Genomic DNA, 14,505 nt, shown 5'->3' with positions numbered 1-14,505 from the left:
GTCTTCCATGGACACGGCCTACAACTACCCCCGCTTTTCCCACGAATATTACGATTTTTCAGAGTTTCCCGGACCCAGACCCGGTGAGACCATTCCCGATATTTCGGTGACCGACCTCGAAGGCAGGCCGGTGCGGCTGTCGGATTTTCGCGGCCGGCCGGTGGTGCTGGAGACGGGTAGCGTCACCTGCCCCATCTACGTGCAGGAGATCCGGCCGATGAACCGGCTCGCGCGCGACTACCCGGACGTCAAGTTCCTCACCCTCTACGTGCGCGAGGCGCACCCCGGCGAGGAGTTGCACGAACATAAGGACATCGAGGACAAGCGCCGCTGTGCGGGCATGGTGGCGGAAAAAGACGGCGAGAAGCGGCAGATCCTGGTCGACGATCTCGACGGCAACACGCATCAGAAGCTGGGCGGCTTTCCCAACATGGTGTACGTCATCAACGCCGATGGCACGGTCATCTTTCGCTGCAACTGGAATCACCCGGACAAGGTGGAGGAGATTCTCCAGTCCGGCGACTTCACGAGTGTGCGGCACCGGGACCTGTACGGACCCGACTTCCCCACGCCGTACACCATGTACCGCGTGCTGGCGCGGGGAGGCAGGCTGGCCTTCTGGGACCTGGCGAAATCCATCCCGCGCCTGCTCAAGAACCACCAGGTGGTGGAACAGCAGGGCCGGCGTCAGGAGGAAACCCACCGGCCTCAACCCACCACGGAAGCCCGCGCCGGTTGAACGGGAAACCGCAATGCCGCGCCGCGGGTATTGAGGGATCATGGGATTTTACGAGGAACACATCCTGCCGCGCGGCATCGACTGGGTGCTGTCGGCGGAACGCTTTCACGCGGTGCGTCAGCAAACGGTTGCAGGCGCGCAGGGTGTCGTGCTGGAGGTGGGCTTCGGTTCCGGACTCAACCTGCCGTTTTACTCCGACGCGGTGAGTAAATTGTACGCGCTCGATCCCTCCCGCGTGGCGCGTAAGTTGGCGGCCAAACGCATCCGCCCTGCGCCGTTCCCCGTCGAGTTCGTCGCTCTAAAAGAAAACGGCGTCATCGACCTGCCGGATCAGTCGGTGGACGCCGTCGTCACCACCTTCACCCTGTGCACCATTGCGGACGCCCCCGCCGCGCTCAAGGAATTCCAACGCGTGCTCAAACCCGGCGGGGCGTATCATTTTCTGGAACATGGACGCGACCCCGATCCCGGCATCGCCCGCTGGCAGGACCGCTGGAATCCCATCCAGAAATGCATCGCCGGCGGCTGCCACGTCAACCGCCCCATCGCAAAACTCATCGAAGACTCCGGCTTCACCCTCCACCAGTGCGACAACTTTTATCTGGATGGCCCCAAACTGTTTACCTACTGCTACCTGGGTACAGCCAAAAAGCCTTCCTTATAAAACCCTCGCGCCCGTCTCGTTCAATCTCCACACATCCAAACAAAACGCTCACCGGATTCAAACACGGCGGCCGTTTAATGGTACGATATGAAACGATTTTTGGAGGGTCGCATGACCGCAGAAAAGATACTGGTGGTGGAGGACGAGGAAGACATTCAGGAACTGATCCGTTACAACCTGTCGCGCGAGGCGTTTCAGGTCACCTGCGTCGACACGGGCGAGAAGGCGCTCAAGCAGGTGGAGAAGGAGGCGCCGGACCTGGTGGTGCTCGACCTCATGCTGCCGGGCATCGACGGCCTCAATGTCTGCCGCTCGATCAAAACCGACGCCGCCCTGCGCGACATCCCCATCATCATGGTCACCGCCAAGGGCGAGGAAAGCGACGTGGTGACGGGCCTGGAGATGGGTGCGGACGATTACGTCACCAAACCCTTCAGCCCGAAAATTTTTATCAGCCGCGTGCGCGCCGTCCTGCGGCGCCGGGGCGAGGCCGCGAAGCCCGCCGACCCGGACGGCGTCCTCACGGTGAAGGACCTCAGCATCCACCCCGGCCGTCACGAAGCCAAGGTGAAGGGCCAGAAACTCGACCTCACGTTCACCGAGTTCCGCATCCTGCAAATCCTGGCGTCGCGCCCCGGCTGGGTGTTCACGCGCGGGCAGCTGGTCGATGCCATCCGCGGCGAGGACCACGCGGTGACCGACCGCTCGGTCGATTTCCAGATCGTCGGCCTGCGCAAGAAGCTGGGCGACTGCGCCGACTACATCGAGACGGTGCGCGGGGTGGGATACCGTTTTCAAGACGACGCATGATCAACAAAACCCTCCATCACCAGATCTACCTCTCCTACCTCCTTCTTACGTTCATCGCGCTTGGCGCCATCGGCTGGTACTCCTTAAGCTCCCTCCATGATTTTTTGTACGAACGAACCTTTCAGGACCTGGAAGCGCGCGCCAACCTGGTCCGCACGCAGACGCGGGACCTGTTCCGGTCCGGGAACCACAATCGCCTGCGTCAACTGGCGGATGAACTGAGCCGCGCAGGCGGCATGCGGGTGACCGTCATCACCGTGAAGGGCAACGTGATCGCGGACTCGCACCGCGACCCGTCGCAGATGGACAATCATGCCACGCGGCCGGAAGTGGTGAAGGCGCTGAAGGGCGGGCACGGTTCGTCGCAACGTTACAGCCATACCGTTAAGGAAGAACTGATGTATGTTGCCGTGCCGTATCGCCATAACGGACAGGTGACCGGCGTGGTGCGCACGGCCCTGCCGCTCACGCTCATTCATGAAACGCTGGAAGGCATCACCTACAAGATCGCACTGGCGGGCCTCGTCATCGCGCTCATTGCCACGCCCATCAGCCTGTTCGTGTCGCGGCGCATCAGCCGTCCTTTGCTCGCGATGAAGGAACACGCCGAACGGTTCGCCAGCGGTGACCTGCGTTCGCGCATTCATGTGGAAGGACCGCAGGACATCGACAACCTGGCTGACGCCCTCAACACCATGGCGGCGCAGCTGGACGACCGCATCCGCACCATCACCGCCCAGCACAACGAACAGGAGGCGATTCTCGCCAGCATGGTGGAGGGAGTTATTGCCGTGGACAGCGACGAGGCCATCATCAGCATCAACCAGTCGGCGGCGGAGTTCCTGGAGGTGCGGGTGGAAGATGCGCAGGGGAGGAGTGTGCCGGAGGTGTTCCGCCATTCACAGATTCAGCAGTTCATTCGAAAAGCGCTCAAAAGCAGGGAGCCGGTGGAAAGCGACCTGGTGCTCGACCGGCCGGACAACGAATGGTATTTGCAGGCGGTGGGCACGGTGCTCAAGGATGCGGGCGACACCACCATCGGCGCGGTCATCGTGCTCAACGACGTCACCCGCCTGCGCCGACTGGAAAACATGCGGCGCGATTTCGTTGCCAATGTGTCGCACGAGTTGCGCACGCCCATCACATCCATCAAGGGTTTCGTGGAAACGCTGCTCAGCGGCGCGTTGAACGAACCGGACAATGCCGATCGGTTTTTACAGATCGTCGCCAGGCAGGCCGATCGTCTGAATGCCATTATCGACGACCTGCTCAGCCTGTCGCGCATCGAGCAGGATTCGGAAAGGGAAGGCATCGTCATCAAGGAAACGGGACTGCGGCAGCTTCTGGAGACCGCAATCCAGCAGTGCAATGCGCGGGCCCTGGAGAAAAACATCGTCATCGAGCTCGACTGCGATCCGGAACTCAAGGTGGCGCTCAACCCACCTCTCATGGAACAGGCGGTGGTGAACCTGGTGGACAACGCCATCAAGTACAGCGGGGAAGACACCACGGTCCGTGTGGCCGCCGCGGCCGCACACCAGCAGGTGGTGGTGTCGGTGAAGGACCAGGGACGCGGCATCGAGAGCGAACACCTGCCGCGGCTGTTCGAACGGTTTTACCGTGTGGACAAGGCCCGAAGCAGACAGATGGGTGGGACCGGGCTGGGGCTGGCGATCGTCAAGCACATTGCACAGGCGCACGGAGGAAAGGTGAGCGTGAAGAGCAAGGTGGGCGAGGGCAGTGTGTTCCACATCCACCTGCCGGTGGGAGATGCCGGACGCGCGGTGGAGAAAACCTAATCTGCGTTGCGAACCGCGCGGACGCCGCCGTTCTGGCAGAACGACAACCGGCGCACGTTGACCAGGCCGCGTGGGAAGTACATGGAGCGGGCGCAACAATCGGTCAGTTTCGTCTCTTCCTTTTCGCTGGACCAGTACCAGTACGCTGCGCCCGGTGCAAACTTTTTGTCCAGGTGGAGCGGGTTTGTCGGATCCTTGTCCCACGCCAGCACGTTTTCCTTGGTGTCGTCGTAGATGGTGGCCAACTCCTGGATGGTGGGCATGCGCCAGTCGGCGTGGCCGCCCGTCTTGAGGCTTTGCACGTATTTGAAGGCATCCTGCCAGTTGACGCAGTGGCCGAGATCGGCGTAGCTGTCCTTTTGCGTCCACATCAACCCATTGGCGTCGGTGAGGGTCCCGTCACCGTTGTCGGAGAAATGGGTTTGGGGTGGCGGGGGAGGGGGAGGCACGTATGGGGGCGCTTCGAAGGGTTTGTCCTGAATGTAATGACTGGGATCGGCGGCGTCGGCTGATGCCATGCCCAGGGTTCCGGCAAACAGCACGGCAAAAAAAGGCCACGACCGGTTTTTAAAGAAATCCCTCCGCTTCAGCCCTGTTGATTGTACAGGTTTCATGCAACCCCCTCTTCAATTGGTCCCCCCGGATTGTATATCATACGGAAGAAATGCAAATGGAATTTCTATTACCCAACCCATCTTTACGGGATGAACGTACGTCATGGCCAAATATAAAGTCTGCAAAACCAGCGACCTGGCCGAGGGCCAGGGCAACAAATACGAAGTGAACGGACAGGACATCGCCGTTTACCACGTGGACGGCCAATTCTGGGCGACCGCGGATTTCTGTCCGCACCGGGGCGGGTCCCTGGGATACGGCAGGCTGGACGGCAAAACCGTCATCTGCCCCAGTCACGGGTGGCAGTTCGATATCACCACCGGCGAATGTTTGAACAACGTGAGCGGGGAAGTGAACACGTTCGAAGTGTCGGTGGAAGGCGACGACGTTTTCGTGGAGTTGCCGTGAGGTCCTATCCGTCCACGCGTCTCAACGTGTGGATGGGCTTGTTGCGGAGCACATCGACACTGCTCAGGATGCCCGTGATGGTGGTCAGCACGAACGCCGCGAGGAACGACCAGCCCAGTGGCCCCATTCGGAAGTGCCAGTCGGATTTGACGATGTATTCCATCACCGCCCACGACGTTCCGATGGACAGGAGCACGCCGACCGCCGCCGCGACCACGCCCAGCGTACCGTATTCGTAACCGAGGATCGCTGCCACCATGCGCCGCCGTGCGCCCAGCGTTTTCAGGATGGCGGCTTCTTTCAGGCGGCGGAACTTGGTGGACGCCACCGCGCCCGACAGGATAAACAGGCCCGAAGCGATAGCGAACGCGGACATGAAGTCCACCAGCGTCAGCAGTTTGTTGACCACGTTTTCGATGCTCTCCACGATGTCGCGCGTGCCCAGTGCGGTGACGTTCGGCAGGGCATCGACCACCGCCTGTTGCAACTGCAGTTCCTGCTCACGCGGAATGTACACCGTGCTGACAAAGGTCACCGGCGCGCCTTCCAGCGCCCCCGGCGAAAACACCATGTAGAAGTTGGTGCGCATGTTGCGCCAGTCCACGCGGCGGATGTTGTGCACCGTGGCGGAAACATGAATGCCCTGGATGTCCATCACCAGTTCCGAGCCGATGTGCGCGTCCAGCCGCCGGGCCGCGTCTTCCTCCAGCGACACCAGCGCCTGCTTCCCCTGCTCCGGCGTCCACCACTCGCCCTTGATGACCTCGTTGCCGTCGGGCGGCGCATTCAGCCGGTACGTCAGCACGAACTCGCGGTTGATGAACCATTCCTCCGCGTGGCGGTTGGTGTAATCCCACTGGTCGGCACGGTGTCCATCGATGCTGAACAGGCGCGAGCGCACCAGCGGGGTCGTTTCCTGCTTCGCTTCCGCGCCGAAGGAGTCGATGATCTGTTTGTACTCATCCACCTGGTTTTTCTGGATGTCGATGAAAAAATAATTCGGCGGTTTGTTCTCGGTGTTCTTGTTGAGCATGGCGATCATGTCCATCTGGATGAGATGGATGGACAGCACCAGCATGATGCCCATGCCGAGCGCGGTGATGATCGACACGGCCTGGTTATTCGGGCGGTACAGGTTGGCCAGGCCATAGCGCCGCGTCATGAGCGGCGACGGCGGCAGTTTGCGGATCGTTTTCAGAAACAGCGTCGCCACGCCGGCGAGCAGAAGCGTCGAGACCGCGAGAATTGAAAGAAACACGAGGCCGCGTTTGATGGACTCCGCCTGCCAGAATACGATGGCCACCAGCCCGAGCGAAAACAGGATCCCCATCGCCCAGCGCTGGCGGCGCGAGCCGCGCGACAGTTCTTCCTCCTCCGCAATGTGGCGGAACAGTCTTAAAGGACGCGTCCGCACCGCGCGGATGAGCGGCCATACGGTGAACAGCAGGGTTGTCAGCAAACCCAGCAGAAGCGACTGCACTGCGGGCTCCCAGTGAAAGCCGGGGCTCACCTGCAGGTTCAGCAGATCGGACATTTTCCCCGGCAGGCTGTACTGAAGGGCGTAGCCGATACCCACGCCGGCCAGGCTTCCCGTCAGGCCCAGCAGGAGTGCCTGTATGAGGTACACGTAAAGCACCGTGCGTGAGGTCGCGCCGAGGCAGTTGAGGATGGCGATGGTGTCCATCTTCTGCGCCATGAAGGTGCGGATGATCATGGCTACGCCGATGCCCCCCATGAGGAGCGCGATGACGCCGACGGAGCCGAGGTATTTGCTCATGCGGTCGATGGCCCCGGTGAGCGACGATTCCATATCCTTATAGGTGCGGATGGAGGCGGCCTTGTCCTGAAGTCCGCGCTCCAGCAGGGCGACCCCCTTCTCCAGTGGAAAGCCTTCCGGCAGATGAACCAAGGTCTTGTTCTTCACGCGGCTTCCCGGAGCGATGAGTTTCGCCTGATCGAGCGTTGCGTTTGACACCATCACGCGGGGGCCGATGCTGAAGGCGCGGGAGATGCGGTCGGGTTCGCCTTCGATCACCGCCGCCACGCGCGCTTCCACCTCGCCCAGTTGGAACCGGTCTCCCACTTTCAATTGCGATTTCACCAGGAAATTCGGCTCCACCAGCGCACCGTGGTCAGCGAGCAACTCCGAAAGCGGTCCCGAAGGATTGGTGACGAGCGTGCCGTAGAAAGGATAAAAGGGCGGGGTGGCCGGAACTGATTTCAACTCGACCAGCAGGTTGGCCTGGTGGCCCGCACGTTTGGGATCGGGGAACCGCGTCATGGCGTGCAGTTCCTTAATGAATAGAAATTCGGTGCCCGGCGGCAAAGTGTCCTTTTGATAGGCGCGGTCTTTGGGGCTTTGCGGCCAACTGCTTTTGATCTCGATGTCAGCGGCGAGCAGGGCTTTCGATTCGCGCTGGATGGCCTGTTCGAGGATGTTTGAGAAACTCTTGATCGTCATGATGGCGCCGACGCCGATGGCGAGGCAGATGACGAAGAAAACGAAACGCTTCCCGGCGCCGCGGCTCTCCGCCAGGGCCAGCCGCAACAACTGGGAAAACGACAACTGCGCCGATTTCATGACTGCTTCCAGTTGGAATTGAGCACGTCATCCTCGATGTTGCCGTCGCCCATGGTGAGCGTGCGCTGGGTGCGCGCCGCGATGTGCGCCTCGTGTGTGACGAGGATGATGGTCGCCTGCTTGACGCGGTGAAGCTCCGTGATCAGGTCCATGATCTTGTCGCTGTTTTTGGAGTCGAGGTTGCCCGTGGGTTCGTCAGCGAGCACGATGTCCGGTTCGTTGACGAAAGCGCGGGCCAGCGACAGGCGTTGCTGTTCGCCACCGGACAGCTGCGACGGGTAATGATGCAGGCGTTCGCCGAGACCGACCACGCCCAGAATGTCTTCCGTTTTCTTGTGCGCGCCGGAAGCGCCGTTGAGTTCGGCGGAAAGCAGGACGTTCTCCACAGCAGTGAGGGTGGGGATGAGATGGAAATTCTGAAAGACAAAACCGAACCGCTCGCCGCGCAGAACGGCCAGTTCATCTTCGTTGAGATTCGTGATATCCTTCCCGTCCACGATGATGGACCCGCTGGTCGGGCTGTCGAGCCCCGCAATGAGGCTGAGGAGGGTCGTCTTGCCGCTTCCGGAAGGCCCGGTGATGGCGACGAATTGCCCGTCCGGCACCGTCAGGTCGATGCCCTTCAGGATGTCCACCCGGTGTCCGCCGCCATAGAGGGATTTCGTGAGTTTTTGGATTTCGATCATCAGGTTCCGCGGGTCTGCTTGGAATTGGCGTATGATTCATTGTTGCAAAGTCGGGCGCGCATTTACAAAAATTTTTTGCGCTGTCCTCTGGTTTTTCACCCTCACAGGAGCTGGCTCCGTGTCAGATAAACCCGTTATCCTTGCATTTGGGGACAGCCTCACGTTCGGCTACCAGGTGCCGCCGGAAAAGAGCTATCCCTCACGTCTGCAAAGGGTTCTGAAGGCCAAGGGCTACCCGCACACGGTGATCAACGCCGGGGTCAGCGGCGACACCACCGCGGGCGGCGCGTCGCGCATCGACTGGCTCCTGCGCCACGATCCGGAAATCGTGATCGTCGAACTGGGCGCGAACGACGGCCTGCGCGGCCTGCCCGTCGACCAGATGCGCAAAAACCTTTCCTATATTATAGAGGCGTGCCAAAAGCATGGTGCCAGGGTGCTGCTTGCGGGGATGAAGATCACCCCCAACCTGGGACGCGAATACACCGACGCGTTCGAGCAGGTGTTTCACGACGTGGCGGAAAAATACGACGTGCCGTTGATTCCGTTTTTCCTGGAAGGCGTGGCGGGCGTGCAGGAACTCACCCAGGCCGACGGCCTGCATCCCCTGGAAAAAGGCTACGCCAAAATCACCATCACCGTGTGGAAGCATCTTGAGCCCCTGTTGGATGACGACGAAGATGATGAAGACGATGACGAAGATGATGACGACGGTTGAATCGTCAGCCGACCTTTTCCAGGTACTTCATCAACGCATCCAGCGTTTTACTCGATTTTAAAATTTCGATGGCCTGGTTGTACGCGTCGGCGACGTCGCGGCTGTGGCCGGACAGGTGCGAAAGGGTCGCGGCGTGGTGCGCGATCATCGGCGCGGCGGGGCTGGTTCCATCCTTCAGCGCCTGCTCGCCGAGTTTTGCGATTTCCGGTTTGGTTGCGGGCACGTCTTTCAATGCGGTGAAGGCGTCCTTGATCGACTGCACCGTATCCGCGTCGTAGAGCGATTCGTAATCCAGCTTCATCTCGGCGAGGGAATCCGCGCCCATCTGCATGAACACCTTCGCCTGCTTGTGGACGCCGTAAAGCGTGCTCCCCTCCATGCCGTTGCCGATGAGCACGCGGTCGAATCCGGAAATCTTCGCCACCTCGATCATCGCCGTCTCGTATCCCGGATGGAAGTAATTCGACGCGAGGAACGTGTGCTGTGCTTTCAAGGGCATCAGCATTTTTTCCAGCGTCGCCAGCGTGGTGCGCTTCACCACCTCTTCGCGCAGGTGTCTCAACCCCTCCAGTTTCGGGTGGCACTGTTCCGTGCCGAGGTAGCCGAAGCCGAACTCTTCGATGAGCGCGGCGCGTTCTTCCAGTGTGGTGTCTTGGCGTGCGCCGTAGTGGTGGATGAGCAAATCCTCATACGTGACGCCGTGCTTGGGTGCGGTGGGAAGCGCCGACAGGCCGAACGCGGGCAGGCCCATCTGCGCCAGCACCGGCGGAACGTAAAACCCGAACTGCGGCGCGCGGACGAATCCGTCGAACGCATCGGCGATTTGAAGCAACCGATCCAGCTTCACTTCCCGTTTTGAAGTCGTCTTGTCGAGCGCGCGGTAGAATCCGCGGGTCTCGGGAAGCGACTCGATCTTCATGCGCGAGGCGATGAGGAACACCGCCGCGCGCGCTTCCGACACCCCGTGGTCGAGTACCAGGCTCAACCCGTCCTCCGCTTCCTCCTCGCTGAGGTCTTTCGACATGCGCGGCCCGGTGGCGATTTTCTCCAGGTAGGCGCGCATGCGCTCGTCCGCGTCGTCCGAGCGGGGTGACTGGCGGTTTTTCGTCCAATCCTGATTCTGGTTCATTGGCGCATTTTGCAGTATGATGAATGGTTATCTATACGAGGATTATATGCCCGATACCGAAATAGCGAAACAGGCGATTGCGTCCGGCCCGGCGGTGCGTCCGGTGAGCGTCCTGCTGATCTACCCCAGCACGACCGATGTGGCGCTGGCGAACCTGGGTTTTCAGCGCGTGTATGGTCTGCTCAACCGCCTGAATGGCGTGGTGTGCGACCGCTACAGCCTGCCCGACGACTGGACGCCGATGACGCAGGCGTTGAAGCCGGAGGCGACGCGCTCGCACGATGCGGGCCGCTTGCCTATGGATTTCGACCTGATCGCGTTTTCAATTTCGTTCGAGCCGGATTACCTGAACGCGGTGGCGATCCTCGATTACTTCGGCATCCCGCTCGACCGCCGTGAGCGCGGCTCGAAGTACCCCCTCATCGTTGCGGGCGGATCGGCCCTGTTCATCAACCCGGAACCGCTGGCGGACATTTTCGATGTCGGGTTCATCGGCGAAGCCGAGGGCATGATCGAGCCGTTCTTCAATCTCTACACGCAGACTGACTGGCGCGACCCGCGCGAACTGTTGGAGGAAGCCGCCCGCCTGCCGGGCATTTACGTGCCGCAGTTCTACACGCCGCAGTACACGGATGGCGTGCAGACGGCGCTCATACCGGAGCCGGGCGTGCCGGAGCGCATTCCGCGCCACTGGGTGGCGGAGGGCGATCCCGCGTTGTGCACGCATTCGGAGTTGCACGGCGAGACCACGGCGTTCCGCGACATGGCATTGATGGAAGTGACGCGCGGGTGCATCTGGGCGTGCCGCTTCTGCACTGCGGGGTTCATCTACCGCCCGCCACGCGAACCGGATCTCGACCAGACCTACGAATCGCTGGAACGCGCTCTGGCGGCGCAGAACCAGAACGCCTCGACCATCGGCCTGGTCGGGCCGTCGGTGACGGATCACCCGCAACTGCTGTCGCTGGCGCGGCGCATCGTGGCCGAAGGCAAGATGCTGTCGTTTTCGTCGCTCCGCATGGAGACGCTCACCGACGAACTGGTGGATTTGATTTTGCAGAGCGGGCAGAAAACGGTGACGGTGGCGGTGGACGCGCCTTCCGAACGCATGCGCGACGTCATCAATAAATCCGCGTCCGACGATTTCGTCATCGACAAATGCCGCTTCCTGACGAGGAAAGGCGTTCTGCATCTCAAGATTTATTCCATCATCGGCCTGCCCGCAGAAGAAGACGAAGACATCGACCGGTTCATCGAACTCGTTAAAAACGTGCAGAAAGTGTACGTGGAGGAATGCAGCCGCCGTGGAAACATCGGCACGGTGACCATCGGCGTCAGTCCCCTGGTGCCGAAACCGGGCACGCCGTTCCAGTGGCACCCGATGGAAGCCGTGTCCTCGCTCAAAAAGAAATTCCAGAAACTGCGCAAGGTGCTGGGGCCGCTGCCCAACCTGCACCTCAGTTTCGGTTCGCCCAATGAGGCGTACCTGCAAACCTACCTGTCGCGCGGCGACCGGCGGGCGTTGAGTTTCTTCGAAGCGTTTCTGCAAAACGGCCGCGATGAGAAGCGCGCGTTGCAGGGCGCGGTGCCGCACCCGGACCAGTTCACCTACCGCCAATACCAGAAAGACGATTTTCTGCCGTGGGACATTGTGGACCACGGATACTTTCCCAAGTTCCTGTGGCAGGACTACCAGCGCGGCCTGCGCGCCAAGCACACGCCGGTGTGTGATACGGCCACCTGCAAAATCTGCGGCATCTGTTGAGGGTTCCCATGCAGGAGGCCGGCCCGGACTGGAACAGGATGGAGAAACTGCCGCCGGGATGCGGGTTCTTCGACATCAATGAGCTCTGGTACTTTCCCAACCGCTGGGCGGTGAAAGCGCTGTATCCCCTTCCCGTCACCGCCAACCACATCACCATGCTGGCCCTGGTATCCGGCCTGCTTTCCGCCGCGTTTTATTTTTCCGAAAGCGAGCACGCGCTCATCTGGGGCGCGGTGTTTCTTTATGGAAAGCTGTTCTGCGACAACGTGGACGGGAACCTCGCGCGGCTGCGCGGGGAGGAGTCCCGGCTGGGGCGCTTTCTTGATTCGTTTTCCGATTTCGTGGTGACGGTGCTGGTGTATGCGGGCATCACCTGGCAAGTGGCAAGGACAGCCGAGCACCCCGGCTGGATCTGGACGCTGGGTCTGCTTGCCCTCGTCAGCGCGCTGCTCCACTGCAGTTACTGGGTGTACTACTACGTGAGTTATACCGACCTCGTCGGCAGTTATGAAAAAAACCGCACCGACGAATCCATCACCGAAGAAGAACGCCGTAATTATGAAAAGGAAGAGCGCGGCGTGTTGTTATACAGCCTGCAACGTTTTCACATTGCCGCTTACGGGTGGCAGGATGCATTGATAAAAACCCTCGATCAAACCAGCCGCAAATTCGCCCGGGTTCCCGACGGTCAGAAAGGGGATGAACGGTGGTACGGCGACGCCTATTTTCTAGTAGGAATGGGGCCTATGTGCATATGTACAAATACCATGGCGCTAATAGGATTTTCGCTGATTGACCAACTGTCTCTGTTCCTTCATCTTGTACTGTACTTGGGAAACGCTTATTGGGTGGGGTTGCATGTCTGGAAAATTCTACGTTTCAAAACCTCTGATACGGGATAAGCCGCAAGGGGCAGGGGGTTGCGGGGTAATACCCTTTTTTTGGGTAGCTCGCATTCGAAACATTTTCCTGCTGTTTCTTTTATGCTCCACCCTGGCGTGCACCTACCGCGAACCGGAAGTGTATGCGGACATTGAGAACGTGCGTGCCAAGCCCGGCACCCATCTCATGGCCGTGGCGGTCAAATACCTGAAGTGGCAATGGCCGAACGGGCTGATCGGTTTTCCCAATCCCGGAGTTCCCAAGGTACTGAAACAGGAAGCCCGCATTTACCTGGTCGATGCGCACCATCCGGACGATCTGACCAAGATCACAGTTTCCTTTGATCCCAGGAAGTACTCCAACGTCGCACCCCTGATTCTCGGTTGGGAGGAAGATGTGCTGTATTTCGGGGTTTTCGATCCCACCGTGAACGCAAAAGAGAACTCACCCATTCAATACTTCAAATGGAGTAATGAGCAGGGTCTCCAGGAAATTGCAACGGTGCCTATGCAGCTCGCCTACCAACCCAATATTGGCCCCATCCCGGATGGTGTATTTGTGCGTTACAGCAAGGGACACGATACTGTGGACGTGCAAACGGAGCGGCATCCGGATTGGATCCGCAACGCTTTTCAGGTGGACCCCGTCACCGGGGAACTGCAACCCCGAGAAGGCTGACCCCCACTGGTTCCAAAATAATTACCCTGCCGTTGGTTTTTAACGCCAACGTGTGAGGTGGTTTTTCGTTGCGAGAGTGTGCCCACCCGCGGGATTCATTCCAAAATGTTGTGGATGGAGGAAGGGGGTGAATTGAATCCTGAAGGAGCTTTTTAAATGGGGGAGGGTGAAGAAAAATTGAAACAGAAAAGGGAGGGCCCGTGGCCTCGAAGGGGGAGAGGCCACGGGCGCCACAGGCCTATGGAACTTGAGAATCGGTCTTGACTCGGCCTGTGTGGAATAATGTGACTTCCGGAGTTTCCGAATTCCAGCTCTGGGTTTTCACAGTACCCCGAAACTCAGGGTTGCTGTTGTTCCAGTTGCTGATGCAGAATTTTCCGCCTTTCGGGCACTTCCGGTAGGAACAACCTTCATCAACTTCTCCGTCTCCGTCGTTGTCAATGCGGTCGCAGATTTCACGCGCTCCCGGATAGGAGCTGGCGTTCCTGTCATTGAAATCCGCAGTGACGGCATATCCGTCGCCATCCAGGTCCGGACAGATTTCAACGCTGCCCAGCAGGGTTTTCTGCGATGGCCGAACTTCGACGGTATTCAACGAGCGAAAGGTCCGTCCATTGCGCTCGAAGACGAGGTTATGAGTACCCTCAGGGACGAATAACAGCGTGAATGTACCGTCGTGGGGGAGTTTTGTAGATACCGATACACCAGGAATATGAACAATCGTCCCTTGAGGGTTGAATTTACCTGAACAACTGACCACCTTGCCTTCAATCTGACCCGAATTGCTGTGGTTGCTCATTGCAGTGAACTCTACAGACACTTCGGAAGCAGCGGCCGGTCCTGCCAAAAAACCAAGCAGGGCAACAGTCATTAAAATGTTTTTAATTTTTTTATCCATGGGATTTTCCCTCCTGAGAAGAGAAAATGATTTTCTGCTTCTGCTTGTGATTTTTTATTGTTTTAAACGTGCGCCAACTCTGTTGTACCTAAAATAGAATGTCCGGCCTTTAGTTAGTATCGTTCTGATAAGG

At 59.5% G+C, this 14,505-nt stretch carries 14 protein-coding genes; 9 read left to right on the top strand and 5 right to left on the bottom strand.

Features of this window, described 5'->3' with window-relative positions; all coding sequences use genetic code 11:
- Nucleotides 1–7: 7 nt before the first annotated feature.
- From ACTRW9_RS01985 to pnpS, 4 genes are all read left to right on the top strand, one after another.
- Nucleotides 8–739 carry a TlpA family protein disulfide reductase gene (locus ACTRW9_RS01985; protein WP_442428101.1) on the top strand — a complete coding sequence of 244 codons (732 nt, stop codon included), beginning with the start codon at nucleotides 8–10 and terminating at the stop codon, nucleotides 737–739.
- Nucleotides 740–779: 40 nt separating this feature from the next.
- Nucleotides 780–1,403 carry a class I SAM-dependent methyltransferase gene (locus tag ACTRW9_RS01980; protein WP_442428100.1) on the top strand — a complete coding sequence of 208 codons (624 nt, stop codon included), beginning with the start codon at nucleotides 780–782 and terminating at the stop codon, nucleotides 1,401–1,403.
- Nucleotides 1,404–1,514: 111 nt separating this feature from the next.
- On the top strand, nucleotides 1,515–2,213 hold the full coding sequence (locus tag ACTRW9_RS01975; RefSeq protein WP_442428099.1) for a response regulator: 699 nt from the start codon (nucleotides 1,515–1,517) through the stop codon (nucleotides 2,211–2,213).
- Nucleotides 2,210–4,012, top strand: coding sequence for a two-component system histidine kinase PnpS (pnpS, locus tag ACTRW9_RS01970; protein WP_442428098.1), 1,803 nt, complete (start codon nucleotides 2,210–2,212; stop codon nucleotides 4,010–4,012). The genes ACTRW9_RS01975 and pnpS overlap by 4 nt, the downstream gene beginning before the upstream one ends.
- Here the strand turns inward: pnpS and ACTRW9_RS01965 are convergent.
- Entirely contained in the window at nucleotides 4,009–4,626 is a 618-nt protein-coding gene (locus tag ACTRW9_RS01965) for a DUF1566 domain-containing protein (RefSeq protein ID WP_442428097.1), read from the bottom strand. The genes pnpS and ACTRW9_RS01965 overlap by 4 nt on opposite strands.
- 103 nt (nucleotides 4,627–4,729) lie before the next feature.
- Here ACTRW9_RS01965 and ACTRW9_RS01960 point away from each other — a divergent pair, with 103 nt between their 5' ends.
- Nucleotides 4,730–5,035 carry a Rieske (2Fe-2S) protein gene (locus ACTRW9_RS01960; RefSeq protein ID WP_442427551.1) on the top strand — a complete coding sequence of 102 codons (306 nt, stop codon included), beginning with the start codon at nucleotides 4,730–4,732 and terminating at the stop codon, nucleotides 5,033–5,035.
- 4 nt (nucleotides 5,036–5,039) lie between these two features.
- Here ACTRW9_RS01960 and ACTRW9_RS01955 read toward each other — a convergent pair whose 3' ends face one another.
- Together ACTRW9_RS01955 and ACTRW9_RS01950 are read right to left on the bottom strand one after the other, a co-directional pair.
- Nucleotides 5,040–7,616 (bottom strand): ABC transporter permease, encoded by a 2,577-nt coding sequence (locus ACTRW9_RS01955; RefSeq protein WP_442428096.1) that lies wholly within the window; start codon nucleotides 7,614–7,616, stop codon nucleotides 5,040–5,042.
- Nucleotides 7,613–8,302, bottom strand: a complete 690-nt coding sequence (locus ACTRW9_RS01950) for an ABC transporter ATP-binding protein (RefSeq protein WP_442428095.1) — start codon at nucleotides 8,300–8,302, stop codon at nucleotides 7,613–7,615. The genes ACTRW9_RS01955 and ACTRW9_RS01950 overlap by 4 nt, the downstream gene beginning before the upstream one ends.
- Before the next feature lie 118 nt (nucleotides 8,303–8,420).
- Here ACTRW9_RS01950 and ACTRW9_RS01945 point away from each other — a divergent pair, with 118 nt between their 5' ends.
- Complete coding sequence (locus ACTRW9_RS01945) at nucleotides 8,421–9,020, top strand: arylesterase (RefSeq protein WP_442428094.1); 600 nt, start codon at nucleotides 8,421–8,423, stop codon at nucleotides 9,018–9,020.
- A gap of 4 nt (nucleotides 9,021–9,024) precedes the next feature.
- Here ACTRW9_RS01945 and ACTRW9_RS01940 read toward each other — a convergent pair whose 3' ends face one another.
- Entirely contained in the window at nucleotides 9,025–10,149 is a 1,125-nt protein-coding gene (locus tag ACTRW9_RS01940; protein ID WP_442428093.1) for a hypothetical protein, read from the bottom strand.
- 46 nt (nucleotides 10,150–10,195) lie between these two features.
- Here ACTRW9_RS01940 and ACTRW9_RS01935 point away from each other — a divergent pair, with 46 nt between their 5' ends.
- From ACTRW9_RS01935 to ACTRW9_RS01925, 3 genes are all read left to right on the top strand, one after another.
- Nucleotides 10,196–11,914: a radical SAM protein gene (locus ACTRW9_RS01935; protein WP_442428092.1), complete on the top strand. Its 1,719-nt coding sequence runs from the start codon at nucleotides 10,196–10,198 to the stop codon at nucleotides 11,912–11,914.
- Between the two features lie 8 nt (nucleotides 11,915–11,922).
- The gene (locus tag ACTRW9_RS01930) at nucleotides 11,923–12,816 is read left to right on the top strand and encodes a CDP-alcohol phosphatidyltransferase family protein (RefSeq protein WP_442427545.1); all 894 of its coding nucleotides are present in this window, start codon (nucleotides 11,923–11,925) and stop codon (nucleotides 12,814–12,816) included.
- Nucleotides 12,817–12,934: 118 nt separating this feature from the next.
- A complete protein-coding gene (locus tag ACTRW9_RS01925; RefSeq protein ID WP_442428091.1) occupies nucleotides 12,935–13,474 on the top strand; it encodes a hypothetical protein in 540 nt (179 codons plus the stop codon).
- Nucleotides 13,475–13,712: 238 nt separating this feature from the next.
- On the opposite strand, the gene ACTRW9_RS01920 is transcribed toward ACTRW9_RS01925, so the two are convergent.
- A complete protein-coding gene (locus ACTRW9_RS01920) occupies nucleotides 13,713–14,372 on the bottom strand; it encodes a putative metal-binding motif-containing protein (protein WP_442428090.1) in 660 nt (219 codons plus the stop codon).
- Between the last annotated feature and the right edge of the window lie 133 nt (nucleotides 14,373–14,505).

It is taken from the genome of Nitrospina sp. 32_T5 (genome assembly GCF_052156635.1).
GTDB lineage: Bacteria > Nitrospinota > Nitrospinia > Nitrospinales > Nitrospinaceae > Nitrospina.
Note: the sequence above shows the minus strand (reverse complement) of the source record. Positions and strands in the feature narration are given on the sequence as shown.